We start from the raw sequence: 25712 nt of genomic DNA on the forward strand, positions 1-25712 counted from the left end.
GGTTCAGGCTCCGGCGGCCCCGCGCAGGGATCCGGCGGTCCCCCGGGCGTCGTAGTCGGCGGGGACGCCCTCGACCAGGAGGGTCTCGCCCGGGATGTGACGGGTGCGCAGCGGGAGGATGGCCTGGTAGGCGGGCGAGGCGTACCAGGCGCGGGCGCGCTCCATGTCGGGGAAGCCGATGACGACGACCGTGCCGGGGAAGGGGCCTTCGAGGACCTCGACCTCCTTGCCGTGGACGAGGAAGCGGCCGCCGAAGGGGTCCATGGTGGCCTGGATCTCCTCGATGTAGCGGAGGACGTCCTCGTTGATCGTGGGCCGGCGCAGGTGGGCGATGGCGTACGCGGTCATGGTGGTCTCCCTGGTCGCGGGCCGGGTGGTTCCGGCTCCTGCACCCAGGCTGTCAGCGGGCGTCGGCGGTGGCGATTACCTCCGGGGTCATGGTGTGCGGGCCGAAGGTGCGGCGGTAGGCGATCGGGGAGACGCCGAAGGCGGTCCGCATGTGCTGGCGCAGGGAGTTGGCGGAGCCGAAGCCGGCGCGGTGCGCGACGAGGTCGACGGGCAGGTCGCTGGACTCCAGCAGCTGGCGGGCTACCTCCAGGCGCTGCCCGGTGAGCCACTGCACGGGGGTCATGCCGACCTCGTCGCGGAAGCGCCGGGTGAAGGTGCGCTGGCTCATCCGGGCGTGCGCGGCGAGCTCGCCCAGGGTGATCGGCTCGGCGAGGCGTTCCAGGGCCCAGGCGCGGGTGGCGGTGGTGGTGGCGACGGTGGGGGCGGGGACGGGGCGGTCGATGTACTGGGCCTGCCCGCCGTCGCGCCAGGGCGGTACGACGCACATGCGGGCGGCCCGGTTGGCGACGGCCGTCCCGTGGTCGCGGCGGATCAGGTGCAGGCACAGGTCGACCCCGGCGGCGACGCCGGCGGAGGTCAGGACGTCGCCGTCGTCGACGAAGAGGACCTCCTCGTCGACCTGGACGCGGGGGTAGGCCCGGCGGAACTCGGGGGCCAGGTTCCAGTGGGTGGTGGCGGGGCGGCCGTCGAGGAGTCCGGCGGCGGCGAGCACGTAGGAGCCGGTGCAGATGGAGACGAGGCGGGTGCCGGGGCGGATTCCGGCGATGGCCGCGGTGACCTCGGGGGGCAGGGGCCCGCCGCGGGCCAGCTCGGGCATGGCGTGGGTGGGCGGGAGGATGACGGTGTCGGCGGCGGCCAGGGCCTCCGGCCCGGCGGCGGGCTGGACGGTGAAGCCGGCGTCGCTGAGGACGGGGCGGCCGTCGGCGGTGCAGACGGTGACCTCGTACAGGGGCTGCCCGGCCCCGTCCACGGCGCTGCCGAAGACGCGGGAGGGAATGCCCAGCTCGAAGGGGGGAACACCGGGCAGCGCCAGCACCGCGACCCGGTGGGTCCGCCGGCCGGCCCCGGCCTCCGCCGTCGAATTCCGTGCACTGCCCATGGCCAGATCCTGTCACACCCTGGCCATCCGGCCAATACCACGGCGTCCTGCGATGCCCGAGTGTGGGACGTGTCGCCGGGGAGGACCCGGTATCGGACGGAAATCCATGGAATGAGGAAGACAGACATGCGTGCGATCGTCGTGAACGGATGGGGCGGCCCCGAGACCCTGGTCGAGCGGGAGATCGAGCGGCCGGAGCCGGGCCTCAACGAGATCCTGGTACGCGTCCACGCGGCCGGCGTGAACCCCGTCGACTGGAAGACCCGGGCCAGCGGCGCCCTGATCGCCTGGGGCGAGACCCCGATCGTGGGCTGGGACGTCTCCGGCACCGTCGAGGCGGTCGGCCCGGGCGTGACCCTCTACGCCCCCGGCGACGAGGTGTACGGAATGCCGGGCTTCCCGCGGCAGGCGGGCGGCTACGCGGAGTACGTGGTGGGCGCGGCCCGGCACTTCGCCCGCAAGCCCGCCTCCCTCGACCACGTGCAGGCGGCCGCACTGCCGCTGGCGGCGCTGACCGCCTGGCAGGCGCTGGTGGACACGGCCGGTGTCACGCCCGGGCAGCGGGTGCTGATCCACGCGGCGGCGGGCGGCGTCGGCCACCTCGCGGTGCAGATCGCCAAGGCGCGCGGGGCGTACGTGATCGGCACGGCGAGCGCGGCCAAGCACGAGCTGCTGCGCGAACTGGGGGCGGACGAGCTGATCGACTACCGGTCGGCCGACTTCACCGAGGCGGTCTCGGACGTCGACGTGGTGATCGACTCCCTCGGCGGGGACAACGGGCAGCACTCGCTGAAGGTGCTCAAGCCCGGCGGCCACCTGGTGACGCTGCCCTCCCCGGACGACGTGCCGGCGGACGCGGAGGGCGTCCACACCGGCTGGACGCTGGTCGAGCCCGACTTCCGGGGTCTGGCGGAGATCGCGGCCCTGGTGGAGGAGGGCAGGCTGCGGCCCGTCATCGACACGGTCCTGCCGCTGGCGCAGGCCGCGCAGGCCCACGAGATCGGCGAGCGGGGCCGCACCACCGGCAAGATCGTCCTGACGGTCCGCTAGGCGGTGGCGGGGGCCGCCGCCCGGGTGGTGGTGGCGATGGTGGCGGAGCCGACCACGCGGGTGTCGTCGTAGAGGACGATCGCCTGGCCGGGGGCCACGCCGCGGACCGGCTCGGTGAAGGTGACGCGCAGCTCGCCGTCCACGACCTCGGCGAAGACCTCGGTCTCGCCGCCGTGGGCGCGCAGCTGCGCGGTGTAGGTGCCGGGGGCGGCGGGCGTGGAGCCGCACCAGCGGGGGCGGATCGCGGTGAGCGCGGTGACGTCGAGGGCCTCGACGGGGCCGACGGTGACGGTGTTGTCCACCGGGGAGATGTCGAGGACGTAGCGGGGCTTGCCGTCGGGGGCCGGGTGGCCGATGCGCAGGCCCTTGCGCTGGCCGATGGTGAAGCCGTAGGCGCCCTCGTGGGTGCCGACCTTCTCACCGGTGGCCGCGTCGACGATGTCGCCCTCGGCCTTGCCGAGGCGCCGGGCGAGGAAGCCCTGGGTGTCGCCGTCGGCGATGAAGCAGATGTCGTGGCTGTCGGGCTTCTTCGCGACGGCCAGGCCCCGCCGCTCGGCCTCGGCGCGGATCTCGTCCTTGGTGGTGATCGTGTCGCCGAGCGGGAAGAGGGCGTGCGCGAGCTGCTTCTCGTCGAGGACGCCGAGGACGTAGGACTGGTCCTTGGCCATGTCGGAGGCGCGGTGGAGCTCGCGGGAGCCGTCGGCGTTCTCGACGATGGTGGCGTAGTGGCCGGTGCAGACGGCGTCGAAGCCGAGGGCGAGGGCCTTGTCGAGCAGCGCCGCGAACTTGATCTTCTCGTTGCAGCGCAGGCAGGGGTTCGGGGTGCGCCCGGCCTCGTACTCGGCGACGAAGTCCTCGACGACGTCCTCGCGGAAGCGGTCGGCGAGGTCCCAGCAGTAGAAGGGGATGCCGATGACGTCGGCCGCGCGGCGGGCGTCGCGGGAGTCCTCGATGGTGCAGCAGCCGCGGGCGCCGGTCCGGAAGGACTGGGGGTTCGCGGAGAGCGCCAGATGGACCCCGGTGACGTCGTGCCCGGCTTCGACCGCGCGGGCGGCGGCGACGGCGGAGTCCACACCGCCCGACATGGCGGCCAGGACGCGGAGGGGGCGGGCGGTGCGCGGCAGGTTCTCAGTCATAGCACCCTCCAGGGTACGGGGAACCGGGCGGGGTCACGGCGCGTTGTCGGCTGTGGGGGGTGGATCACATGGCGGAGCAGGTGGAGAAGGGGCGGCGCCTGACCCGGCGGGCGGTGCTGCTGGGCGGGCTGGGGCTCCTGGCGGCGGCGGGGGTCACGGCCCGGGAGGAGATCGGGCGGGCCTGGTGGCTGCTGCCCGGGGTGTCCAAGCCGCGCAAGGAGGGGGAGATCGACTACGCGGGCGCGGGCTGGACAGCGGCCTCGCCGGCGAACTGGCGGCTCGCGGACCGGCCCGACGACTACCGGGTGGACCGGATCGTGGTCCATGTCACGCAGGGCGGCTTCGCGTCCTCGGTGGACGCGTTCAAGAACCCGTGGCACAAGGCGTCGGCGCACTACATCGTGCGCCAGGACGGCCATGTGGAGCAGATGGTGCGCGAGCTGGACGTGGCCTTCCACGCGGCGAGCCGCTCGATGAACGAGCGCAGCGTCGGGATAGAGCACGAGGGCTTCGTCGACCGGCCCCGGGACTTCACGGACGCCATGTACGCGGCCTCGGCCCGGCTGGCCGCCGACGTCTGCCGGAGGTACGGCATACCGGTGGACCGCAAGCACATCCTCGGCCACGACGAGGTCCCGGGCGCCGACCACACGGACCCGGGCCCCCACTGGGACTGGGACCGCTACATCGCCCTGGTGCGGGCGCAGCTCCCGGGGTGAGGGGCTCCGGCGAGGCGGCACCGGCGTTCGTGCTGCCGCGGGGGGCGACGGGCTTCTTCCGGCCGGAGCACGGCCCGCTGCCCGAGACGGGCCTGCCTGCCTTCCGCGCCGCCCTGTACGCCGCAGCCCGGGCCGCCGGAGGCACGGTGGGCGGCGTGGAGGCGCGGGCGTACCCCCGGAGCTTTCACAGCGCGTCCGTGACGGGCGGGGCGGGGCCGAGCGTCGTCCTGTGCCACGCGCACCATCCCTGGATCGCCTTCGCGGCTCAGCTCCGGGACTGGTACCGGGACGAGTTCCTCACACCGCCGCCCTGGTCCCAGGCCTTCGTGCACGCGGGGTTCGCGGTCCTGGCCGCCGAGACGCTGACCGCGCCCCTGTCCGAGGTGGACACCTCGGTGCTCTCGCCGTCCGAGTGGCGCCAGGTCCGCGCCTACGGCATCGACACCCTGGGCGGTCTGCTGTTCAACTCCTGGGACTGAAGGGCGGCCTGCGGATCCCGTCAGGGGGACACCGCGGCCCGCCACGTCCAGGAGGTGCGGCGCGGCCGGCCGGCCAGCGGCCCCGCCGTGGCCAGTGCGCTGCTGAGCAGGCCGCCTCCGGCCGTGACCACCCGTGGTCCGTGCGGCGCATCCCGAGAGGGTACTGCCGGGACGTCGTGTCCGCCCGTGGCGGATCTGCCGGGGGCAGAGGAACGGCGTCCGGGGGGCTCCGGGAGTCAAGAGTGGAGTCGACGGCATCCCGCCCCGACAAGGAGAAGAGATGACTCCCCTCACCATGCTCGCGCCCCGCGCGGAGGAGGGCGGCACACCGCCCGGCCGCTTCGACGACCATCTCGCGGCACGGCTGCTCGACCAGCGGATCGTCGTCCTCGGCACCCAGGTCGACGAGGTGTCCGCCAACCGCGTGTGCGCGCAGCTGCTGCTGTTGTCGGCGGAGGACCCGCGCTCCGACATCGCCCTGTACGTCAACAGCCCCGGCGGATCGGTCACCGCGGGCCTCGCCATCTACGACACGATGCGGCTCATCCCCAACGACGTCTCGACGCTGGCGATGGGGTTCGCCGCCAGCATGGGCCAGTTCCTGCTCACCGTCGGGACGCCCGGCAAGCGGTACGCCCTGCCGAACGCGCGGATCATGATGCACCAGCCGTCGGCGGGCATCGGCGGCACCGCCGCGGACGTCGAGATCCAGGCGGAGAACCTGCGGTTCATCAAGAGGGCCGTCGAGCGGATCATCGCCGAGCACACCGGGCAGAGCGAGGAGACGATCGCGCGGGACGGTGACCGGGACCGCTGGTTCACGGCCGAACAGGCCAGGGAGTACGGGATGGTGGACCGGGTGGTGGAGTCGCTCGCCGACATCCGCCCGGCCACGCCGCGCCGACGGACGGGGCTGTGACATGGGGTCGTACACGGTTCCCTACGTGACCGAGCGCACCGCGCAGGGCGAGCGGTCCTACGATGTCTTCAGCCGGCTGCTGAACGAGCGGGTCATCTTCCTCGGCACCGAGATCGACGACGGGGTCGCCAACGTGGTCATCGCGCAGCTCCTGCACCTGGAGTCGGCGAACCCGGAGCAGGAGATCGCCATCTATCTCAACTCGCCCGGCGGATCGTTCACTTCGCTGATGGCGATCTACGACACGATGACCTTCATCCAGGCGCCCGTCTCCACCTTCTGCGTGGGTCAGGCGGCGTCGACGGCGGCGGTGCTGCTGGCCGGCGGGGATCCCGGGCGACGGTTCGTGCTCCGGCACGCGCGGGTGCTGCTCGGCCAGCCGGCCAGCGGCGGCCGGCAGGGGACGGTCTCCGACCTCAGCCTCGCGGCCGAGGAGATGGTCCGCATCCGCTCACAGGTGGAGGAGGTCCTGTCCCGGCACACGCACCACGACGTGGCGACCCTGCGCGCGGACATGGACCGGGAGAAGGTGTTCACCGCCGAGGAGGCCGTTGCCTACGGGCTCGCCGACGAGGTGCTGAGCCGGCGGTTCGGGTTCGCCTGACCCCGCCCTGCCGTGGCCGGGGGCCGGCCGGTACGGCGGGGGCGCGCCCCGTCGTACCGGCCGTCGGCCCGGTCCGGTCCGTCCGGTCAGGCGGCGAGGCAGAGCCCGTCGTACCGGGCCGCCGTGGGCGACGCGGGCGAGGTGCGGCCCCGGGCCATCCGGCTCCGGGCGTGCCGGGCCAGCTCGTCCCCGGCGAGCAGGAGCAGGTCGCCGAGGCCGAGCCCGAGGGCCCCTGCGGCGGCGGCGAGCACCTCGGAGGAGGCCTCCTTGCGTCCGCGCTCCACCTCCGACAGGTACGGCATCGAGATCCGGGCCGCCTCCGCGACGTCCTTCAGCGTGCGCTCCTGGGCGAGCCGCTCGCGCCGCAGCACGTCGCCGACGAGGTCGCGCCACAGGGGCTCCTTCGGCGCGGGTGGCCGCGGCGCTCCCTCCGGTCGCCGCGGGGCGACGGCCGCCCCGCCGGAACCGGGCGGCGGGGTCTGCGGGCGCAGGCGGATGACGCGGGGCTCGTTCGGCGTATGAGTGTTCACCCCTTCACCCTAGGGATCCGGGGTGCGGGGGGAAGGGAGCGGCGTTCTGCCCTGGGTGAAGCCGTCCGGGCCGGCCTCCCTAGGTGAGGCCGGCGGTGCGGGCGCGTTCGACGGCGGGGCCGATGGCGGCGGCGACCGCGGCGACGTCCTCCTTCGTGGAGGTGTGCCCCAGGGAGAACCGCAGGGTGCCGCGGGCCAGCTGCGGGTCGGTGCCCGCCGCCAGCAGGACGTGGCTCGGCTGGGCCACGCCGGCGGTGCAGGCGGAGCCGGTGGAGCATTCGATGCCCTGCGCGTCCAGCAGCAGGAGGAGGGAGTCCCCCTCGCACCCGGGGAAGCTGAAGTGGGCGTTGGCCGGGAGCCGGTCGACGGGGTCACCGCCGAGGACGGCGTCGGGGACGGCGGCCAGCACGGCCCCGATCAGCTCGTCGCGCAGGGCGCCGACCTCGGCGGCGAACCGCTCGCGCCGCTCGGCGGCGAGTACGGCCGCGACCGCGAAGGCGGCGACGGCCGGGACGTCGAGGGTGCCGGAGCGGACGTGCCGCTCCTGGCCGCCGCCGTGCAGGACGGGTACCGGGCTCTGGTCCCGCCCGAGGAGCAGGGCGCCGATCCCGTAGGGGCCGCCGATCTTGTGGCCGCTGACGGTCATGGCGGCGAGGCCGCTGTCCCCGAAGCGGACGTCGAGCTGCCCGACGGCCTGGACGGCGTCGGAGTGCAGGGGTACGGCGAACTCCCGCGCGATGGAGGCCAGTTCGCGGACCGGCATGACGGTGCCGATCTCGTTGTTGGCCCACATCACCGTGGCCAGGGCGATGTCGTCGGGGTTCCGCTCGATCGCGGCCCGGAAGGCCTCGGGGTGCACGCGGCCGTGACGGTCGACGGGGAGGTACTCGACCTCGGCCCCTTCGTGCTCGGCGAGCCAGTGCACGGCGTCGAGGACGGCGTGGTGCTCGACGGGGCTGGCGAGGACGCGGGTGCGGGCGGGGTCGGCGTCCCGGCGCGCCCAGAAGAGGCCCTTGACGGCGAGGTTGTCGGCCTCGGTGCCGCCGGCGGTGAAGACCACCTCGCTCGGTCGCGCGCCGAGGGCTTCGGCGAGGGACTCCCGGGCCTCCTCGACGGTACGGCGGGCCCGGCGGCCGGCGGCGTGCAGGGAGGACGCGTTGCCGGTGGCGGCGAACTGCGCGGTCATCGCCGCAGCGGCTTCCGGGAGCATCGGCGTGGTCGCGGCGTGGTCGAGGTAGGCCATGATTTTGTGATTCTACGAGCCGATCGCCCTCCCGGACCCCTCCCGGGGGTCCCCACCGCGACCCCGGCACCCCGCGGCCCCGGCGCAGCGGCGCGCGAGGCCGGTGGCCTAGGGGGTGTCCGCACAGTAGCGCCGGCCGCCCGCAGGGCGGGCCCTGCGGCGTCTGGTGCCGTGCATCGCAAGGCGGAGGGCCGCCCGCGTACTGGACGTACTCGGGCAGGCCCGACAACGCGGCGAGGTGCGGTGCCAGGCGTCGCAGGGCAGGCGGGACTTCGCGGACCCCCTAGCGGGGGGCGCGGGCCAGTTGGCGGGACTGGGCCACCAGGCGGTTCGCCGAGTCCCAGACCTCGGCGTCCTCCTCCAGGAAGCCCCCGGCGAGGTTGCGGGTGACGATGCCGACGCGGAGGGGGCCCGGGGCCGGGCGGTGGCGGATGTGGGTGGTGAGTTCGACGGTCGGGGCCCAGCCGAGAAGGCCGAGGTCGAAGGCGGTCGGCGGCAGCGCGTCCACCGCGAGCAGCAGCGACAGCGGGTCGGCGTCGCGGCCGTCGGCCAGCTCGAACCAGGCGCGCATCTCGCCCTTCCCCGACGGCGCCCCGACCGCCCAGCCCGCCGTCGCCGGGTCCAGGCGCAGCCGGAGCCGGTCCACGATGGCGTTGCTCCCCGGGATGGGGGCCGGGCCGGCCTCGGGGCCGAGGCAGTCCTCGTACGCGGGCATGACCGGCGGCTGCGCCACCGTGTGGACGGTGTCGGGGAGCGCGGCGAGGTCCCCGTACGAGGCGAGGACCCGGATGCGCTCGATCTCGGCGCCGCTCTCGTCGTACTGGAAGAGGGAGGCCTGGCCAGTGGAGAGGGTGCGGCCGACGCGGACCACCTCGGTGCGGATCACGGCGGGGCCGGGCACGGACGAGGTGAGGTAGTGGGCGGAGACGGTGAAGGGGTCCGGGTGCGGCAGGGCCGCCGCGAGGGCCCGGCCGACCAGGGCCAGCAGATAGCCGCCGTTGACGGCGGTGATGATCGTCCAGCCGGCCGACAGCTCCGCGTCGTACACCCCGGGTTCGCCCGCGCGGGCGGTGATGGTGGTGTCGCGGTCGAATTCGCTGTCGCCGATGGAGGCCTGGGCCGCTGCGTAAGACATGGCGATGACGGTACACCGCGAAGCTACTAAGCGGTAGCTTTTGTCGGCGGGTGGGACCTACACCTCTTCGGCCACCGAGGAACGGCGGTTCCAGGCCAGCGGGGCACGCCAGTGGTAGCGCATCGCGAGCAGGCGCAGCACGAAGGTGGTGACGGTCGCCAGGGCGGTCGTGAAGGGGTTCAGCATCTCGAAGCTGATGAAGAGGGCCACCATGGCGGCGCCCACGACGGCGGGCACGGCGTACATCTCGCGGTCGCGCAGCAGCGAGGGCACCTCGTTGACCAGGACGTCGCGCAGCACGCCGCCGCCGACGGCGGTGGCCACGCCCAGGGCGGCGGAGGAGGTCAGGCCGAGGCCGTACTCGTAGGCCTTGGTCGTGCCCGACACGCAGAACAGGCCGAGGCCGGCGGCGTCGAAGACGTTGATGGCGCGGTTGATGCGCTGCACCTCGGGATGGAGGAAGAAGACGATCGCGGCCGCGATGAGGGGGGTCACGAAGAAGCTGAGCTCGCTGAACGCGGCGGGCGGGACGGCGCCGATGCAGAGGTCGCGCAGCAGGCCGCCGCCGAGGGCGGTGACGAGGGCGAGGACGGCGATGCCGAAGACGTCGAAGTTCTTGCGGACCGCGAGGAGGGCGCCGGCGGTGGCGAAGACGAAGATGCCCGCGAGGTCCAGGGCGTGCTGGATGCCGGGCGGGAAGAGATCGTGGAACACCCCGCCATTGTCGCCTGGCGGCGGGCCGGCGGTGTCCGCTGCGCGGGGCTGCTCCCCGCCCCACCCTTCGCCCGTTCCCCGGGGCTCCGCCCCGGCCCCCACCTCGGCGGCTCCGCCCCCAGCCCCCGCGCCTCAACCGCCGGCGAGGCTGAACCACCCAACGGAAAGCCCGCGAACCGAAACCCCGAGGGGTTCGGCCCAACCGGCACCCCGGCCCAGCCCGGGGTGCCGGGCACAACCCGGGTTACCGGGCACAGCCCGGGTTGCCGGGCACAGCCCGGGTTGCCGGGCACAGCCCGGGTTGCCCGGCACAGCCCGGGATGCCCGGTACAGCCCGGGATGCCCGGTACAGCCCGGGATGCCCGGTACAGCCCAGGGGTCCCGGGCACAACCCGGGTGCCGGGCACAGCCCGGGTCGCCCGACCCAGCCCGGGGGCCGGGCACAGCCCGGGTTACCCGGTACAGCTCGGGGTGCCCGGTACAGCCCGAGTACCGGGCACAGCCCGCGCGCCGGGCACAACCCGGGTGCCCGACCCAGCCCGGGTGCCGGGCACAGCACGGGTTTCCGGGCACAGCCCGGGTTTCCGGGCAATGCCCGGGGTGCCCGGTACAGCCCGGGTGTCGGGCACAGCCCGCGCGCCGGGCACAGCCCGGGTTGCCGGGGCCGGGGCGGAGCCCCGGGGAACGGTGGAAGGGCGGGTCGGGGGCCGCTCCGCGCAGCGGCCCTAGACCCGCAGGCGACGGCCGGCCCCCGCGTGGGCCCACGACCCCGCCCGACGTCCGCCGGACGGAGTCCGGCGCAGCGGCGCGAAGCCGGGAAGGCGCCCCAGCGCCGAGCCGTGCGAGCGGCGCGTCGAAAAGCCGGGGCGCCCCGGCGCCGAGCCGGGCTAGCCGCGCGTCAGGCCGTCGGGGTCGGCTGGGTGTTCTCCGGGTGGTGGCAGGCCACCTCGTGGCCCGGCTTGAGGGCGACCAGCGGGGGGTCCTGCTTGCCGCACACCTCCGTCGCCTTCCAGCACCGCGTGTGGAAGCGGCAGCCCGCCGGCGGGGAGATCGGCGACGGGACGTCGCCCTTGAGCAGGATGCGGCCGCTCTTCGCCCCGCGCCGGCGCGGGTCCGGGACCGGGACGGCGGAGAGCAGGGCGTTGGTGTACGGGTGCATGGGCGACTCGTACAGCGACTTGCGGTCCGCGAGTTCCACGATCTTGCCGAGGTACATCACCGCGATGCGGTCCGAGACGTGCCGGATGACCGACAGGTCGTGCGCGATGATCACGTACGTCAGGCCGAGCTCCTCCTGGAGGTCGTCCAGCAGGTTGACCACCTGGGCCTGGATGGAGACGTCCAGCGCGGACACCGGCTCGTCCGCCACCACCAGCTTCGGCTTGAGCGCGAGCGCCCGGGCGATGCCGATGCGCTGGCGCTGGCCGCCCGAGAACTCGTGCGGGTAGCGGTTGTAGTGCTCCGGGTTCAGGCCGACCAGGGCCAGCAGCCGCTGCACCTCCGCCTTGATCCCGCCCTCCGGGGTGACTCCCTGGAGCTTGAAGGGGGCCGAGACGATCGCACCGACCGTGTGGCGGGGGTTCAGCGAGCCGTACGGGTCCTGGAAGATCATCTGGACGTCCCGGCGCAGCGGCCGCATGCCCGCCACGCCGAGGTGGGTAATGTCCTGGCCCTCGAACTCGATGCGCCCGCCGGTCGGTTCGAGCAGGCGCGTGATCAGCCGGCCCATGGTCGACTTGCCGCAGCCGGACTCGCCGACGATGCCGAGGGTCTCACCGCGCCGGACCTCGAAGTCGATCCCGTCGACGGCCTTGACGGCCCCGGCCTGGCGCCGCAGCATCCCCTTGCTGATGGGGAAGTGCTTGACCAGTCCGGTCACCTTCAGCAGCGGCTCCGCCCCGGTGTCCTGCACGGCGGTCTCCGCCGCGTCCTTCTTCATGTCCGTCACAGCTTCGGCGCAATCTCTTCGGTCCAGATCCGGGTCCGCTCCTCCTGCGACATGTGGCAGGCGGACCAGTGCCGGCTGTCGTCCTCGGTCAGCTCGGGGCGCTGGGTGCGGGTGATGCCCCCCTTGGGCACGTCGGCGTAGGGGCACCGGGGGTTGAAGGCGCAGCCGCTCGGGATGTTGATGAGGCTGGGCGGCGAGCCCTTGACCGGGATCAGGCGCTCGGTCTGGTCGCGGTCGATGCGCGGCATGGAGCCGAGCAGTCCCCAGGTGTACGGGTGGCGGGGGCCGTAGAAGACCTTCTCGGCGGTGCCGCGCTCGACGCAGCGGCCGCCGTACATCACGAGGATGTCGTCGGCCATCTCGGCGACCACGCCGAGGTCGTGCGTGATCATGATGACCGCGGAGCCGAACTCCTTCTGCAGGTCGCGGATCAGGTCGAGGATCTGCGCCTGGACGGTGACGTCCAGGGCCGTGGTCGGCTCGTCCGCGATGAGCAGCTCGGGGTTGTTGACCAGCGCCATCGCGATCATCGCGCGCTGGCGCATGCCGCCGGAGAACTCGTGGGGGTACGCGTCCACGCGCCGGTGGGGCTCCGGGATGCCGACGCGGTCGAGCATCTCGACGGCGCGGGTGCGGGCCTTCTTCTTGTCGACGTCGTGGTGGGTGCGGTACGCCTCGATGATCTGCTTGCCGACCGAGTAGTACGGGTGCATCGCGGACAGCGGGTCCTGGAAGACCATCGCCATCTTGCGGCCGCGCAGGCGCCGTACGCGGTCCGCGTCGGCCTGGACCAGGTCCTCGCCGTCGAGGAGCACCTCGCCCGAGATGGCGGGGCGGCTGCGCGCGTTGCCGGTGCGGTGCAGGCCCATGATGGCCAGCGAGGTCACCGACTTGCCGGAGCCGGACTCGCCGACGATGCCGAGGGTCTTGCCGCGCTCGAGGTCGAAGGAGAGCCCGTCGACGGACTTCACGAGGCCGTCGTCGGTCGGGAAGTGGACCTTGAGGTCGCGCACGGAGAGGAAGGGGGCCGCGTCGGGCGCGCCGCCCTGCTCGGGCACGAAGGCCGGCTGGTCGGGGTCGTTCTTGGTCACGTCAGCCTCACGCGCGGGTCGATGACGGCGTACAGCAGGTCCACGATCAGGTTGGCCATCACCACGAACAGTGCGGCGAGCAGGGTGACGCCCATGATCACGGGCAGGTCGCCCTGGCCGATGGCGGCGACGGCCGCCGTACCCAGGCCCTGGAAGTTGAAGGTCGTCTCGGTGAGCACCGCGCCGCCGAGGAGGCCGCCGAGGTCGAGGCCGAACATGGTGACGATCGGGGTGAGCGTGGAGCGCAGGGCGTGCTTGCGGATGACCACGCCCTCCTTGAGGCCCTTGGCCCGGGCGGTGCGGATGTAGTCCTCGCCGAGGACCTCCAGCATGGTCGCCCGGGTGATGCGGGCGTAGGTGGCGGCGAAGAGGAAGGCGAGGGTGATCCAGGGCAGGATGAGGCTGTTGAGCCAGGCCACCGGATCCTCGGTCAGGGGTTTGTAGTTGGAGACGTCGAGCCAGCCGAGGCTGTAGACGAAGATCGCGGGGGCCACCATGCCGGTGAAGAAGATCGGCAGGGAGACGCCGGCGAGGGCGCCGACCATGACCGTGCGGTCGATGGCGGTGCGGCGCTTGAGGGCGGAGACCACCCCCGTGGCCACACCGGCGATCACCCAGATCACGGCCGCCCCGAGGGCGAGCGAGAGGGTGACCGGGATGCGGTCCATCATGGTCTCCCAGACGGGCGCCTCGGTCTTGAAGGAGTAGCCGAAGCAGGGAGCCGCACAGTGGGTGATCTCGGTGCCGCCGTCGTAGTCGCGGCCGGCGAAGACGCCCTTGACGAAGAGCAGGTACTGCTCGGATATGGGCTTGTCGAAGCCCATCTTCACGCGGATGCCCGCCAGGGCGGTCTCGTTGGTCTCCCGGCCGGCGTACATGAGCGCGGGATCGCTGCCGGTCAGCTTCGGGACCGCGAAGAAGATGCCGAAGGTGACCACGGAGACCACCAGCAGCGTGGCGGCGACGTTGAACAGCCGCCGTATGAGGTAGACGAGCACTGCAGTCGGCCGCCCGGGGTTGGCGGCCGCCGCCCCTCGTGGGGGCGGCGGCCACCGCCTGCGGCCTTCACCTGCCCTTCGGACTAGCGCATGTGCGGTGAAGGCACTTACTTACGTGCTGAGTTGCGGATGCCCGCCCGGCGGTCGGCCGGGCCGGCGGGCTGCACGGCGCTTGCCGTGCAGCCCGGACTGCTACTTCTGCGCGATGCCCACGGTGGCGAGGTCGATCTTGCCGAAGGACTCGTTGAAGAAGACGTTCGTCAGGCGCGGGTTGTGGTAGACGAGCGCCTTGTCGAAGTTGATCGGCAGGTAGAGCGCCTTGTCCATGACCTTCTTGTTGATCTCCGTGTAGAACGGAGCGGCGGCCTCCGGGGTGGCGGCGGCAGCGGCCTTGTCGAACAGCCCGTTGATCTCGCTGTCGTTGACCTCGGTGTAGTTGTTGTTGCCGTTCGGCAGGATGAACGATCCGTCGACCAGCGGCTGGAGGAAGCCCGCGCCGGAGTTGTAGTCGGCGCCCCAGCCCATGACGATGATGCCGTAGCCCTTCTTCTTCACGTTCTCGGGCGAACCGATCGTGGAGGAGGAGAGCTTGCCGTCGAACTGGTCGATCGTCGCCTTGATGCCGACCTTGGCGAGCGAGGCCTGGAGGGACTCGGCGGTCTTGACCTCGGGGGCGCGGTTGTTGCGCACCGCGATGGTGGTCTCGAAGCCGTCGGGCTTGCCACAGGCCTTCAGCGCGGCCTTGGCCTTGGCCTCCTGCGGCTTGCCCTTCGTCAGGCTGAAGGGGTCGTAGGCCTTGTCCGAACCGGGGACGCCGGCCGGGAGCATGTTCGCGCCCAGGTCACCGCTGGTCGGGCCGCCGCGGGCGGTCTGGAGGGACTTCGGGTCGGCCGCGTAGATGACGGCCTTGCGGCACTCGATGTTGTCGAACGGGGCGACCGTCTGCGGGAAGGCGAAGTAGCGGATGTAGCCGGTGAAGGGGTTGTCCGCGTTCTTCTTGAGGTTCGCGTCCTTGAGGATCTTGTTCTTCGCGGCCTGCTGGACACCGGTGCCGTCGACGGCCATGTCGATGTCGCCGGAGAGCAGGCGCTGGTCCATGTCGTCCGGGTTGGTGGTGACCGTGAAGGAGACCTTGTCCGGCAGACCCTTGCGGATCGGGTCCGTGTTCGGGTCCCAGTTCTCGTTGCGGACGAAGGTCGCGCCCTTGCCGGCGGTGAAGCTCTCCACCTTGTAGGGGCCGGTGGAGATCGGCTTGTTCGTGTACGTGGCGCCCGTGTCCTTCGCCGCCGGGACCGGCGAGGAGGACGGCATGGCCAGCAGGTAGCTGAAGTCCGAGTTCGCGCTCGCCAGGTTGAAGACGATGGTCTTGTCGTCCGGCGTCTCGACGGTCTTCAGACCCATCTTGTTCGGGTCGGTGTCCTTGTACGGGCCGGGGTACTTCTGGCCCTGGTCGAGGAGGTCGATCAGGTAGGTCGGGCCGCCGGAGAGGACGTCCTGCGCGAAGACGCGCTCGACGCCGTACTTGATGTCCTTCGAGGTGATCGGCGTACCGTCCTCGAACTTCACCCCGTCCTTGAGCTTCAGGGTGTACGTCTTGCCGTCGTTGCTGATGACCGGCAGGGCCTCGGCGAGGTCCGGGACCACCTTGGTGCCGTCCTTGCCGGGCTTGGCGTCGTAGGCGAGCAGGCTGCGCACGTAGAGCCGCTGCATGTTCCACACGAAGCCGTAGTAGGCGCGCGCCGGGTCGAGGTAGTCCACGTCCTGCGGGGACCAGAGCTTGAGCTCGCCGCCCTTGGCGTCGGAGGGGTTGATGACGGCGGTGGCGGCGCCGCTGTAGCCCTTGCCGCTGTCGCCGTCCGCCTTGTCGTCCTTCTTGGCCCCGTTGCCGCACGCGGCGGTCATCGAGAGGGCGGCGATCACGGCGGTGATCGCGAGAGCCTGGTTTCTGCGGATCACGGTTGTCCAACCTCCATAGGTGGTGAAGCGAAGAAGCGGTTCAGCTGCCCTTGGGGTCGAGTGCGTCACGCAGCCCGTCCCCGAAGAGGTTGAACGCCAGGACGGTGATGAAGATCGTCATGCCGGGGACCACCATGTACATGGGGTCGTCCTGGTAGATGGGGACGGCGTCGGAGAGCATCTTTCCCCAGGAAGCGGTGGGCGGTTTGACGCCGGCGCCCAGGAAGCTGAGGGCCGCTTCGGTCAGGATGTTGGTCGGGATGATCAGCGTGGCGTAGACGAGGATCGGCGCGACCAGGTTCGGCAGCAGCTCCTTGACCAGGATGTAGCCGCGGCCGGCACCGACGCTGCGCGCGGCCTCGACGTACTCGCGTTCGCGCAGGGAGATCGTCTGGCCCCGGACGATGCGGCCGATGTACGGCCAGCCGAAGAAGCCGATGACGAGGATGAGCACGCCCATCCGTACGCCGGAACCCTCGAACCCCCACACGGAGTTGGGGACCACGGAGACCAGGGCGATGGTGAACAGCAGCTGCGGGAAGGCCAGCAGCAGGTCCATCAGGCGGCTGATGATCCCGTCCACCCAGCCGCCGAGGAAACCGGCGAGGGCGCCCAGGAGGCTGCCGAGGACGACCGAGACGAAGGCCGCCAGGAAGGCGACGACCAGGGAGATGCGGGCGCCGTAGACGATCCGGCTGAACACGTCGCGCCCGTTGGTCGGTTCGACGCCCAGCAGGAAGTCGGAGCTGATGCCGCCCAGGGAGCCGAGCGGCGTGCCCAGGTCCGGGTCGATCATGTCCTCGTGGAACTCGTTGGGGTCGTGGCCCAGCAGGTTCACGATCAGCGGCGCGAAGACCGCCACCAGGATCAGGAGGATCACGATCACGCCGCCGGTCAGCGCGACCTTGTCGCGCTTGAGCCGCATCCAGGCGATGCGGCCGGGCGAGCGGCCTTCGATGGCCTTGGCAGGGACGTCGGCTACGGACACGGGTGCGGGTGTTTCCGCGCTCGTGTCGTGCAGTGGTGCCGTCATCGTGGTGGGGACCCCTCTCGGCCGACGGGTGGGTCGGCCCATGCCCGCCGCTGTGGCGGCGTTGGTGCGGAGTGGCGCTCGAGTGCTCGGGGCACGTGAACGCGTACGAGGTGCGAGGTGCTGGCAGTGCTGGCAGTGCGGCCGTGCTGTGGGTGGAGCAGGGTGCGGTGCGTGCGGTGCGGTGCAGCTGAGGTGCGGGAAGTGCGGACGCGCCGGGTGGGACGAGCGGCGAAGTCCACGTGCAGAACCGCGTCTGGGAGGACTGACCGGCTCTTGGGTGGGGAGTCTTCATCGGGCGCTCGACCAGCCGCCAGACCCGCAGATGAATGGATGCGCAACCGTGATCTGAGCCTGTGGTTCCCGTTATCCGGACTCCGTTGACGGCTCAGCGGAGCAACACCGTCCGTTCGGTACGCAAACGGACATCGCGGCCAACCCTGCGGAGGAGCACGCCAATTGGACGCCCAACAGCGGCGATATCCGGACAAGACGAAGGCCGCCGGGAACCGTGGTTCCCGGCGGCCCGTTGTCCGTCGGAGGGGTCCGTCTCAGGGGGCGGGCGCACGCCCGGAATCCCTGTAGGGGGCTCGGGGAACCGGCTCCGCCAACCGGTTCCGGCAGCCCCCGGCCTGCTCAGTAGGCGGCCGCCTGCCCCTCGCGGTCGTAGAAGGGACGGGTCTGCGCGCGCAGCCACATCGCCACCGGATCGTGCTCGTCCGCCAGCGCGACCGTGCACACCGGGACGCCCTCGGGCACGGCGCCGACGGACTGGCGCATCATCTCCCGTACGGATTCCAGCGCGGGCGCCGAGGCGTCGTAGAGGTCGAGCCCCACCGCGAGGTACGCCGAACCGAGCGAGGGCTGCACCCAGGCGCGGCGCAGCGACCTGACGGCCGGCGTGCGGTGCGCGTGCTGCGTCAGCAGCCCGTAGAACTGCGGCAGCTCCAGGGCCGGCTCGGACAGCCGCAGCGGCCCCGCCGGCATCCGGTCCAGGCCGGTGGCGACCCGGCGCAGGTCGGCCCACGGCACGCCGAGGCCGCCGCCCTGGGCGTGCGGGTTGACCCACAGCCCCCACCGGTCCGGGTAGAGGGCGCGGGCGATGTCCCGGCCGGTGACCACCTCGTAGCCGCGGTTCCAGCCGCTGGCGGCCAGTTCCTGCGGGGAGGTCACGCAGGGGGCGTAGCCGAGCCCCTCCACCTCCATGCCGCCGTACTGGGCGTCCGGTGAGCCCGGCTGCCCCTGCCACAGCAGCATCCACAGCCTGCCCTCGGCGAGGGCGTGCAGGAATGACTCGTAGCCCTCATAGCGCCCGGGAGTCACCTGGCGCAGCATGTGCTCGACCTGCCCGGCCGCGGCCGTGCCTGACGCACTCACCCGGTACCCCTCTTCGTCTTCGTCCGCCCGTCGTCCACACGTATGAACCAGCTTAAGCGGCGCTACGGCAGGTAGAAGGGGCGTACGCGCTCACGAATCCAGTCCGTGACCGGGTCCTCGGCGGCGTCCAGCAGGATCAACTGCACCGGCCAGGGCGCCGGTACGCGGGCCAGGGCGCGGCCGAGTGCCTCCAGCGGGGCGTTTCGCGACTCGGGCTCCCATCCCACCAGCCGGACACCGATGTAGAGCTGGGGCTCGCCGCCCTCGACGCTGGCCAGGCACCGGTGGGCGGCGGCGACCGCCCCGGTGGCCCGGAACTCCTCTGCGGCGGCGGCGAGGAAGTCCACCGGGTCGTCCTGCCAGTCGGGCTCGAAGAGCCGGACGCGGCCGCCGGTGGCGGGGCCGTCGAGCGGGGTGCGGCCGGCCCGGCACAGCTCGGCGACGGCGGCCGGGGGCAGCGGCACCCCGACGGCGCCCTCGGGGTTCACGGCGATGCCGAGCTGCGGGGGCAGGCCCCGGGCGAACTCGGCGGCGGGGGCGACGGCGAAGTCCATGGCGGGCCCGGCGGCGAAGCGGAACTGGGCCTCCGAACTGTAGACGGGGACGTACGCCTCGCCGCCGATCAGCATCGTGGGGAGGTCGAGGGCGGCGCTGTCGGGCCCGCCGCCCTGGGGCAGCGGCACCCAGACCTGGCTGCGGCCGAGCACCTCGAGGATCCGCGGGCCGGCGTCCGCCTGTCCGAGCGCCGCCCCGAGCACCTGCTCCAACTCGTTGGCCGGCCAGCCGTTGCCCTGCATGTGCGCCTGCTCTCCCTGTGTCCGCGCCGGTGTCGCCCCGAGGCTATCGCGGCACCCGCCGCCACCCCGGCCCGGGCCGCCCGGCTCCGCGCGGCGGGACGGCTCGGTGGGGCGTCGTCGGGCTTCGGGCGCCGGGCTTCGGGATCAGGTGGGCGGCTTCAGGCGTCGAAGGTGATGTGGGTCAGGGATGCGGCCGCGGGGCGGTCCAGGAGGGTGGTCGTGGTGCAGCCGCGCGGGGGGCGGCCCGATTCGGCCGCGGCGAGGAGGCGGGCCACGGCACTCCGGTGGCGGGCGAAGGCGTACGACGACACCCGCCGGCCCCGGGCCGCCTGCCCGGACAGGGCCTCCTCGGCGGTGGTGTCGAGCAGCAGCAGGTGCAGCGCCCGGCCGCGCCGCCGGGCGACGGCCGCGAGGACGCCCCGCACCCAGGACTGGGTGCCGCAGTCGTGGACCACCACAGAGGCGCCGGAGCGCAGCTCGCGCCACAGCCCCCGGTAGTGGGCGGCGCGCACCAGCGGCCGGTACACCGCGTAGGGCAGTGCGGCCGGCATGCGGCGCTCCCAGCGCTCACGGGTGTCCTGGGAGTCGATGCCGGCTTCGGCGGCCCGCTTGATCAGGGTGCTCTTGCCGCCGCCGGGCAGGCCGGACACCACCACGATGTCCCCGGCCGCGAAGCCGAGCCGGTGCGGCCGCGCGGCCTGTCCGCGCAGGTCGCGCACCGCGCCGCCGACGGCCCGGGGGCGGGCGGCGCTCCGCTGGGCCGGCACCGCCCCGACCGTGCCCGTACTGGTCACCACTCCGAATCTCCGCACAGTGATCGTCTCCCCCCGAATCGGGCCGCGAGGGCCCCGTGCCCACTGAATGTAAAGAGACGGTAATCCGGCAGTCGCGGTTCCGGTCGGGCGTTCCACTGCGCGGACGGCTCGTCCACGGATCACGCGGACCGCACGTTCTTCCGGGCCCCACTGCCCTCTCCCGCGCGTCCCGTGCAATGATGTGCGCCATCTGGACACCTAACTGCATACCGGCCGCTTGAATCCGCGCGGGAGAGTCCCGGCAGGCCGCGAGGCCGTGCCCGGGCGCCGAAGGAGCAAGAACCTCCCTTGAATCTCTCAGGCCCCGTACCGCGTGGATGAGGCAGATCTGAAAAGCGAGCCCGACCGCGGCCGTCCCCGACGGCCCGGTGCGTGCTCCACCCAAGGTGCAAGTCGGCGTTCCCCCGTGGGAACTCTCGGCGAACCTCTCAGGTTCCGATGACAGATGGGGAGGAACCTCCTCGTCATGTCATGCCCTGGGACCCGGGAGCCACACCCATGAGCACTGCCCCCCGCCTGACCGCGCTCGACGCGCTGCACCGCTCGCTCGGTGCGACCATGACCGACTTCGCGGGCTGGGACATGCCGCTGCGCTACGCCAGCGAGCGCGACGAGCACAACGCCGTGCGCACCAAGGCCGGCCTGTTCGACCTGTCCCACATGGGCGAGATCACCCTGACCGGCCCGGAGGCCGTGAAGGCCCTGGACTACGCGCTCGTCGGGAACATCTCCACCGTCGGCGTCGGCCGCGCCCGCTACACGCACATCTGCCAGGAGGACGGCGGGATCCTGGACGACCTGATCGTCTACCGCCTGGGCGAGACCGAGTACATGGTCGTCGCCAACGCCTCCAACGCCCAGGTCGTGCTGGACGCGCTCACCGAGCGCGCCGCCGGCTTCGACACCGAGGTCCGCGACGACCGCGACACGTACGCGCTGATCGCCGTCCAGGGCCCGGAGTCCCCCGGCATCCTGAAGTCGCTCACGGACGCCGACCTGGACGGCCTGAAGTACTACGCCGGCCTGCCGGGCACCGTCGCGGGCGTGCCCGCGCTGATCGCCCGTACCGGCTACACGGGCGAGGACGGCTTCGAGCTGTTCGTCTCCCCCGGGCACGCCGTGGAGCTGTGGCAGGCGCTGACCGAGGCCGGCAAGGACGCCGGCCTGGTGCCGGCCGGCCTGTCCTGCCGCGACACGCTGCGCCTGGAGGCGGGCATGCCGCTGTACGGGCACGAGCTGACCACGGACCTCACCCCCTTCGACGCCGGGCTGGGCCGGGTCGTGAAGTTCGAGAAGGAGGGCGACTTCGTCGGCCGCGCCGCCCTGGAGGCCGCCGCCGAGGTCGCCGCCACCAAGCCGCCGCGCAAGCTGGTCGGCCTCGTCGCCGAGGGCCGCCGCGTCCCGCGCGCCGGCTTCCCCGTCGTCGCGGGCGGCGAGGTCATCGGCGAGGTGACCTCCGGCGCCCCCTCCCCGACGCTGGGCAAGCCGATCGCCATGGCGTACGTCGACGCGGAGCACGCCGCGCCCGGCACCTCCGGCGTCGGCGTGGACATTCGCGGTACGCATGAGCCGTACGAGGTCGTGGCCCTGCCCTTCTACAAGCGGCAGAAGTAACCCTCGGACCGGTTCCCACCGTCCGCTCCCGTCTCAGCACGCAAGACCACCGTTCGTATCCACCTCCCCGCATCCAGGAGAATCAGGTCATGAGCAACCCCCAGCAGCTGCGTTACACCAAGGAGCACGAGTGGCTGTCGGACGCCGAGGGCGGCGTCGCGACGGTCGGCATCACGGAGTTCGCCGCCACCGCGCTCGGTGACGTCGTCTACGCCCAGCTCCCCGCGGTCGGCGACACCGTCACCGAGGGCGAGACCTGTGGCGAGCTGGAGTCGACCAAGTCGGTCAGCGACCTCTACTCCCCCGTCTCCGGTGAGATCGTCGAGTTCAACCAGGACGTCGTGGACGACCCGTCGCTGGTGAACTCCGCCCCGTTCGAGGGTGGCTGGCTGTTCAAGGTGCGCCTCTCGGAGGAGCCGAAGGACGCGCTCTCCTTCGAGGAGTACACCGCTCTCACCGCCGGCAACTGACCCCAGGGGATCCTGATGTCTGTTCTGAACACCCCCCTCCACGAGCTCGACCCGGACGTCGCCGCCGCCGTCGACGCCGAGCTCGCGCGCCAGCAGTCGACCCTGGAAATGATCGCGTCGGAGAACTTCGCTCCGGTCGCCGTCATGGAGGCCCAGGGCTCGGTCCTGACCAACAAGTACGCCGAGGGCTACCCGGGCCGCCGCTACTACGGCGGCTGCGAGCACGTCGACGTGGTCGAGCAGATCGCGATCGACCGCATCAAGGCGCTGTTCGGCGCCGAGGCCGCGAACGTCCAGCCGCACTCGGGTGCGCAGGCCAACGCCGCCGCGATGTTCGCGCTGCTGAAGCCGGGCGACACGATCATGGGCCTGAACCTGGCCCACGGCGGTCACCTGACCCACGGCATGAAGATCAACTTCTCCGGCAAGCTCTACAACGTGGTCCCGTACCACGTCGACGAGACCGGCCAGGTGGACATGGCCGAGGTCGAGCGCCTCGCCAAGGAGTCCAAGCCGCAGCTGATCGTCGCCGGCTGGTCCGCCTACCCGCGCCAGCTCGACTTCGCCGCGTTCCGCCGGATCGCGGACGAGGTCGGCGCGTACCTGATGGTCGACATGGCCCACTTCGCGGGCCTGGTCGCCGCGGGCCTGCACCCGAACCCGGTGCCCCACGCCCACGTCGTCACCACCACCACGCACAAGACCCTCGGCGGTCCGCGCGGCGGTGTCATCCTGTCGACGCAGGAGCTGGCCAAGAAGATCAACTCCGCGGTCTTCCCGGGCCAGCAGGGCGGCCCGCTGGAGCACGTGATCGCGGCCAAGGCCGTCTCCTTCAAGGTCGCGGCCTCGCCCGAGTTCAAGGAGCGCCAGGAGCGCACCCTGGAAGGCGCGAAGATCCTCGCCGAGCGCCTGGTGCAGGACGACGTGAAGGCCGTGGGCGTGGACGTCCTCACCGGCGGCACCGACGTGCACCTGGTCCTGGTCGACCTGCGCACCTCCGAGCTGGACGGCCAGCAGGCCGAGGACCGCCTCCACGAGGTCGGCATCACGGTCAACCGCAACGCCATCCCGAACGACCCGCGGCCCCCGATGGTCACCTCGGGCCTGCGGATCGGTACGCCGGCCCTGGCGACGCGCGGCTTCGACACGGAGGCCTTCACCGAGGTCGCCGAGATCATCGCGCAGGCGCTGAAGCCGGCCTACGACGCCGCGGCCCTCAAGGCGCGCGTCTCGGCGCTCGCCGCGAAGTTCCCGCTGTACCCGTCGCTCTAACGACGGCCCGGGGGGCCCGGCCTCGTCTCGTACGGGGCCGGGCCCTTCCCATGCCCGGGCGCACCTTGATCCAGTACACGCGCCCGCAGCCCTCCCGATCCGTCCGGCGGCCAAGCCGTTCATTTCGCCGCGTTAAGCTCGTCTGTCGGACAAAATCCGCACAATGCCCCCACCCGGCACGATCCGCCTCTCCTGCCCCCTCCCACCCCACGAGCAGACAAGGGAGTCCGCCAGTGGCCATCTCCGTCTTCGACCTCTTCTCCATCGGCATCGGCCCGTCCTCCTCCCACACGGTCGGCCCGATGCGCGCGGCGCGCATGTTCGTCACGCGGCTGAAGAAGGACGGTGTCCTCGCCCAGACCGCGTCCGTCCGCGCGGAGCTGTTCGGCTCCCTCGGCGCGACCGGCCACGGGCACGGCACCCCCAAGGCGGTCCTGCTCGGCCTGGAGGGCCACTCCCCGCGCACGGTGGACGTCGAGGGCGCCGACGACGAGGTCGAGCGCATCCGCCGGAGCGGGAAGCTGCGGCTGCTGGGCGCGGAGATAGGCGGCGCCCACGAGATCGACTTCGACGAGCCGACCCAGCTGATCCTGCACCGCCGCCGCTCGCTGCCCTACCACGCGAACGGCATGACGCTCTTCGCCTACGACGCTTCCGGCGCCCCGCTGCTGGAGAAGACGTACTACTCGGTCGGCGGCGGCTTCGTCGTGGACGAGGACGCGGTCGGCGAGGACCGGATCAAGCTCGACGACACCGTGCTGAAGTACCCCTTCCGCTCGGGTGACGAGATGCTGCGCCTGGCGAACGAGACCGGCCTGTCGATCTCCTCCCTGATGCTGGAGAACGAGAAGGCCTGGCGCACGGAGGAGGAGATCCGCGAGGGCCTCCTGGAGATCTGGCGGGTCATGCAGTCCTGCGTGTCGCGCGGCATGTCCCGCGAGGGCATCCTCCCGGGCGGGCTGCGCGTCAAGCGCCGGGCCGCCGCCACGGCGCGCCAGCTGCGCACCGAGGGCGACCCGATGATGCACCGCAGCGAGTGGACGACGATCTACGCGATGGCCGTCAACGAGGAGAACGCGGCGGGCGGGCGCGTGGTGACCGCCCCGACGAACGGCGCGGCGGGCGTGCTGCCGGCGGTCCTGCACTACTACGTGAACTTCGTGCCCGGCGCGGACGAGGACGGCGTGGTCCGCTTCCTCCTCGCCGCGGGCGCCATCGGCATGCTCTTCAAGGAGAACGCCTCGATCTCCGGCGCCGAGGTCGGCTGCCAGGGCGAGGTCGGCTCCGCCTGCTCCATGGCGGCGGGCGCGCTCGCCGAGGTCCTGGGCGGCACCCCCGAGCAGGTCGAGAACGCCGCCGAGATCGGCATGGAGCACAACCTCGGCCTGACCTGCGACCCGGTCGGCGGCCTGGTCCAGATCCCCTGCATCGAGCGCAACGGCATGGCCGCCGTCAAGGCCGTCACCGCCGCGAAGATGGCGATGCGCGGGGACGGCAGCCACAAGGTCTCCCTCGACAAGGTCATCAAGACCATGAAGGAGACCGGCGCCGACATGAAGGTCAAGTACAAGGAGACGGCGCGCGGCGGCCTCGCGGTCAACGTCATCGAGTGCTGAGCACCGGCGCCTGACACCGGCCCGCGGACCCGTGCCGCGTAGGGCCCGCCCTCCCCGAGGGCGGGCCCTACGCGGCGCTCGCGTACCGGGGGCACGGGGCGTGCAACCGTCCGCGGCCCCCGTGTGTCTTATGAGATGACAGCCCGTCCCCGTCTCACGGACACCGGGGAGACCTCATGCGTCACCTGCACCGCCGCCGGATCGTGGCCCTGGCCACGGGCGCCCTGCTCACCGCGGGGCTCGCGCTCTCCGCGCCGGCCTCAGCCGCCACCACCTCCACCACCACCACCCAGACCCCGCTCGTGGTCAATGCCCGCTGGGGCGGGCACTGCACGTACGACCGGATCGTGATCGACCTCCAAGGCTACGTGCCCCCGGTCACCGTCACTCCCGTCTCCCAGCTCGTCTACGACGGGTCCGGCAAGCCCGTCCCGCTGGCCGGGAAGTACTTCCTGGAGATCCGCCTGCACCCGGCCGCCGCGCACAACGACGCCGGACAGAACGTCTACCAGGGCCCGAAGCTCCAGCAGATCTACCTCAGCAAGCTCAAGGGCCTCGCCATGACCGGCGACTTCGAGGGGTACGTGACCTTCGGCGCCGCCTTCGACACGGCCCCGTCCTACACCACCTCCGTCCTGCACTCGCCCGAGCGGTTCGTGCTGGACGTCGCACACCCGAACACCTGCTGATCCCGCGGTACGGACGGCGGGCCCGGGACGTGGGACGTCCCGGGCCCGCCGCCGTCCGGGCGG

The 25712-nt window shown here is 72.3% G+C and carries 25 protein-coding genes and 1 riboswitch; of the genes, 10 read left to right on the plus strand and 15 right to left on the minus strand.

All coding sequences use genetic code 11. The annotated features are described in order from the left end of the window. Window positions 1-3: 3 nt before the first annotated feature. Entirely contained in the window at window positions 4-348 is a 345-nt protein-coding gene (locus AB0D45_RS07610; protein ID WP_361599090.1) for a DUF1330 domain-containing protein, read from the minus strand. 52 nt (window positions 349-400) lie between these two features. Further along, complete coding sequence (locus tag AB0D45_RS07615) at window positions 401-1447, minus strand: helix-turn-helix domain-containing protein (RefSeq protein ID WP_362455856.1); 1047 nt, start codon at window positions 1445-1447, stop codon at window positions 401-403. A 126-nt stretch (window positions 1448-1573) separates the two neighbouring features. Between AB0D45_RS07615 and AB0D45_RS07620 the strand changes: the two genes are divergently transcribed. Next, window positions 1574-2497 (plus strand): NADP-dependent oxidoreductase, encoded by a 924-nt coding sequence (locus AB0D45_RS07620; RefSeq protein ID WP_362455858.1) that lies wholly within the window; start codon window positions 1574-1576, stop codon window positions 2495-2497. On the opposite strand, the gene mnmA is transcribed toward AB0D45_RS07620, so the two are convergent. Continuing rightward, window positions 2494-3633, minus strand: a complete 1140-nt coding sequence (mnmA, locus tag AB0D45_RS07625) for a tRNA 2-thiouridine(34) synthase MnmA (RefSeq protein ID WP_361599099.1) — start codon at window positions 3631-3633, stop codon at window positions 2494-2496. The genes AB0D45_RS07620 and mnmA overlap by 4 nt on opposite strands. A 68-nt stretch (window positions 3634-3701) precedes the next feature. On the opposite strand from mnmA, the gene AB0D45_RS07630 reads away from it, so the two are divergent. The 4 genes from AB0D45_RS07630 to AB0D45_RS07645 all read left to right on the plus strand — a co-directional run bounded on the left by AB0D45_RS07630 (window position 3702) and on the right by AB0D45_RS07645 (window position 6354). Continuing rightward, on the plus strand, window positions 3702-4352 hold the full coding sequence (locus AB0D45_RS07630) for an N-acetylmuramoyl-L-alanine amidase (protein WP_362455860.1): 651 nt from the start codon (window positions 3702-3704) through the stop codon (window positions 4350-4352). Further along, complete coding sequence (locus AB0D45_RS07635) at window positions 4349-4831, plus strand: hypothetical protein (RefSeq protein ID WP_362455862.1); 483 nt, start codon at window positions 4349-4351, stop codon at window positions 4829-4831. The genes AB0D45_RS07630 and AB0D45_RS07635 overlap by 4 nt, the downstream gene beginning before the upstream one ends. Before the next feature lie 280 nt (window positions 4832-5111). After that, window positions 5112-5750 (plus strand): ATP-dependent Clp protease proteolytic subunit, encoded by a 639-nt coding sequence (locus AB0D45_RS07640; RefSeq protein WP_361599110.1) that lies wholly within the window; start codon window positions 5112-5114, stop codon window positions 5748-5750. Window position 5751: 1 nt separating this feature from the next. Then, window positions 5752-6354 carry an ATP-dependent Clp protease proteolytic subunit gene (locus AB0D45_RS07645; RefSeq protein ID WP_361599113.1) on the plus strand — a complete coding sequence of 201 codons (603 nt, stop codon included), beginning with the start codon at window positions 5752-5754 and terminating at the stop codon, window positions 6352-6354. 86 nt (window positions 6355-6440) lie between these two features. Here AB0D45_RS07645 and AB0D45_RS07650 read toward each other — a convergent pair whose 3' ends face one another. From AB0D45_RS07650 to AB0D45_RS07705, 12 genes are all read right to left on the minus strand, one after another. Then, window positions 6441-6884 (minus strand): helix-turn-helix transcriptional regulator, encoded by a 444-nt coding sequence (locus tag AB0D45_RS07650; protein ID WP_362455865.1) that lies wholly within the window; start codon window positions 6882-6884, stop codon window positions 6441-6443. Between the two features lie 79 nt (window positions 6885-6963). Next, entirely contained in the window at window positions 6964-8127 is a 1164-nt protein-coding gene (locus tag AB0D45_RS07655; RefSeq protein ID WP_361599119.1) for a cysteine desulfurase family protein, read from the minus strand. A 283-nt stretch (window positions 8128-8410) separates the two neighbouring features. Further along, window positions 8411-9262: a thioesterase family protein gene (locus tag AB0D45_RS07660; RefSeq protein WP_361611618.1), complete on the minus strand. Its 852-nt coding sequence runs from the start codon at window positions 9260-9262 to the stop codon at window positions 8411-8413. 57 nt (window positions 9263-9319) lie between these two features. Further along, window positions 9320-9976: a trimeric intracellular cation channel family protein gene (locus AB0D45_RS07665; protein WP_361611616.1), complete on the minus strand. Its 657-nt coding sequence runs from the start codon at window positions 9974-9976 to the stop codon at window positions 9320-9322. 898 nt (window positions 9977-10874) lie between these two features. Further along, a complete protein-coding gene (locus AB0D45_RS07670; RefSeq protein ID WP_362455949.1) occupies window positions 10875-11915 on the minus strand; it encodes a dipeptide ABC transporter ATP-binding protein in 1041 nt (346 codons plus the stop codon). A gap of 5 nt (window positions 11916-11920) precedes the next feature. Continuing rightward, window positions 11921-12982, minus strand: coding sequence for an ABC transporter ATP-binding protein (locus AB0D45_RS07675; RefSeq protein WP_361605561.1), 1062 nt, complete (start codon window positions 12980-12982; stop codon window positions 11921-11923). 29 nt (window positions 12983-13011) lie between these two features. After that, window positions 13012-14013, minus strand: coding sequence for an ABC transporter permease (locus AB0D45_RS07680; RefSeq protein ID WP_361605508.1), 1002 nt, complete (start codon window positions 14011-14013; stop codon window positions 13012-13014). Window positions 14014-14205: 192 nt separating this feature from the next. Next, window positions 14206-15915, minus strand: coding sequence for an ABC transporter substrate-binding protein (locus AB0D45_RS07685; protein WP_361605564.1), 1710 nt, complete (start codon window positions 15913-15915; stop codon window positions 14206-14208). Between the two features lie 94 nt (window positions 15916-16009). Further along, window positions 16010-17002, minus strand: coding sequence for an ABC transporter permease (locus tag AB0D45_RS07690; protein ID WP_362455868.1), 993 nt, complete (start codon window positions 17000-17002; stop codon window positions 16010-16012). A gap of 633 nt (window positions 17003-17635) precedes the next feature. After that, entirely contained in the window at window positions 17636-18376 is a 741-nt protein-coding gene (locus AB0D45_RS07695; protein WP_361605514.1) for an enhanced serine sensitivity protein SseB C-terminal domain-containing protein, read from the minus strand. 62 nt (window positions 18377-18438) lie between these two features. Beyond that, window positions 18439-19173, minus strand: coding sequence for an enhanced serine sensitivity protein SseB (locus AB0D45_RS07700; RefSeq protein WP_361605517.1), 735 nt, complete (start codon window positions 19171-19173; stop codon window positions 18439-18441). A 158-nt stretch (window positions 19174-19331) separates the two neighbouring features. Continuing rightward, window positions 19332-19967 (minus strand): AAA family ATPase, encoded by a 636-nt coding sequence (locus AB0D45_RS07705; protein ID WP_362455871.1) that lies wholly within the window; start codon window positions 19965-19967, stop codon window positions 19332-19334. Window positions 19968-20206: 239 nt separating this feature from the next. Continuing rightward, window positions 20207-20310, plus strand: a riboswitch (glycine riboswitch). A gap of 176 nt (window positions 20311-20486) precedes the next feature. On the opposite strand from AB0D45_RS07705, the gene gcvT reads away from it, so the two are divergent. The 5 genes from gcvT to AB0D45_RS07730 all read left to right on the plus strand — a co-directional run bounded on the left by gcvT (window position 20487) and on the right by AB0D45_RS07730 (window position 25649). Further along, entirely contained in the window at window positions 20487-21602 is a 1116-nt protein-coding gene (gene gcvT, locus AB0D45_RS07710; protein WP_362455873.1) for a glycine cleavage system aminomethyltransferase GcvT, read from the plus strand. Window positions 21603-21691: 89 nt separating this feature from the next. Next, a complete protein-coding gene (gene gcvH / locus AB0D45_RS07715; protein WP_362455875.1) occupies window positions 21692-22072 on the plus strand; it encodes a glycine cleavage system protein GcvH in 381 nt (126 codons plus the stop codon). A gap of 15 nt (window positions 22073-22087) precedes the next feature. Continuing rightward, the gene (gene glyA / locus AB0D45_RS07720; protein ID WP_362455877.1) at window positions 22088-23344 is read left to right on the plus strand and encodes a serine hydroxymethyltransferase; all 1257 of its coding nucleotides are present in this window, start codon (window positions 22088-22090) and stop codon (window positions 23342-23344) included. A gap of 233 nt (window positions 23345-23577) precedes the next feature. Beyond that, window positions 23578-24960: an L-serine ammonia-lyase gene (locus tag AB0D45_RS07725; protein WP_361605531.1), complete on the plus strand. Its 1383-nt coding sequence runs from the start codon at window positions 23578-23580 to the stop codon at window positions 24958-24960. Window positions 24961-25136: 176 nt separating this feature from the next. Beyond that, window positions 25137-25649: a hypothetical protein gene (locus AB0D45_RS07730; RefSeq protein ID WP_362455879.1), complete on the plus strand. Its 513-nt coding sequence runs from the start codon at window positions 25137-25139 to the stop codon at window positions 25647-25649. Window positions 25650-25712 lie beyond the last annotated feature (63 nt).

It is taken from the genome of Streptomyces sp. NPDC048352 (assembly GCF_040651895.1).
In the GTDB taxonomy this organism is placed as follows: Bacteria; Actinomycetota; Actinomycetes; order Streptomycetales; family Streptomycetaceae; genus Streptomyces.

Excerpts from the sequence above, each read along its gene's own strand:
- AB0D45_RS07610 (WP_361599090.1), bottom strand. The coding sequence starts at position 348 with ATGACCGCGTACGCCATCGCCCACCTGCGCCGGCCCACGATCAACGAG.
- AB0D45_RS07615 (WP_362455856.1), bottom strand. The coding sequence starts at position 1,447 with ATGGGCAGTGCACGGAATTCGACGGCGGAGGCCGGGGCCGGCCGGCGG.
- AB0D45_RS07620 (WP_362455858.1), top strand. The coding sequence starts at position 1,574 with ATGCGTGCGATCGTCGTGAACGGATGGGGCGGCCCCGAGACCCTGGTC.
- mnmA (WP_361599099.1), bottom strand. The coding sequence starts at position 3,633 with ATGACTGAGAACCTGCCGCGCACCGCCCGCCCCCTCCGCGTCCTGGCC.
- AB0D45_RS07630 (WP_362455860.1), top strand. The coding sequence starts at position 3,702 with ATGGCGGAGCAGGTGGAGAAGGGGCGGCGCCTGACCCGGCGGGCGGTG.
- AB0D45_RS07640 (WP_361599110.1), top strand. The coding sequence starts at position 5,112 with ATGACTCCCCTCACCATGCTCGCGCCCCGCGCGGAGGAGGGCGGCACA.
- AB0D45_RS07645 (WP_361599113.1), top strand. The coding sequence starts at position 5,752 with ATGGGGTCGTACACGGTTCCCTACGTGACCGAGCGCACCGCGCAGGGC.
- AB0D45_RS07655 (WP_361599119.1), bottom strand. The coding sequence starts at position 8,127 with ATGGCCTACCTCGACCACGCCGCGACCACGCCGATGCTCCCGGAAGCC.
- AB0D45_RS07660 (WP_361611618.1), bottom strand. The coding sequence starts at position 9,262 with ATGTCTTACGCAGCGGCCCAGGCCTCCATCGGCGACAGCGAATTCGAC.
- AB0D45_RS07670 (WP_362455949.1), bottom strand. The coding sequence starts at position 11,915 with ATGAAGAAGGACGCGGCGGAGACCGCCGTGCAGGACACCGGGGCGGAG.
- AB0D45_RS07685 (WP_361605564.1), bottom strand. The coding sequence starts at position 15,915 with ATGACCGCCGCGTGCGGCAACGGGGCCAAGAAGGACGACAAGGCGGAC.
- AB0D45_RS07690 (WP_362455868.1), bottom strand. The coding sequence starts at position 17,002 with ATGACGGCACCACTGCACGACACGAGCGCGGAAACACCCGCACCCGTG.
- AB0D45_RS07700 (WP_361605517.1), bottom strand. The coding sequence starts at position 19,173 with ATGCAGGGCAACGGCTGGCCGGCCAACGAGTTGGAGCAGGTGCTCGGG.
- gcvT (WP_362455873.1), top strand. The coding sequence starts at position 20,487 with ATGAGCACTGCCCCCCGCCTGACCGCGCTCGACGCGCTGCACCGCTCG.
- gcvH (WP_362455875.1), top strand. The coding sequence starts at position 21,692 with ATGAGCAACCCCCAGCAGCTGCGTTACACCAAGGAGCACGAGTGGCTG.
- glyA (WP_362455877.1), top strand. The coding sequence starts at position 22,088 with ATGTCTGTTCTGAACACCCCCCTCCACGAGCTCGACCCGGACGTCGCC.
- AB0D45_RS07730 (WP_362455879.1), top strand. The coding sequence starts at position 25,137 with ATGCGTCACCTGCACCGCCGCCGGATCGTGGCCCTGGCCACGGGCGCC.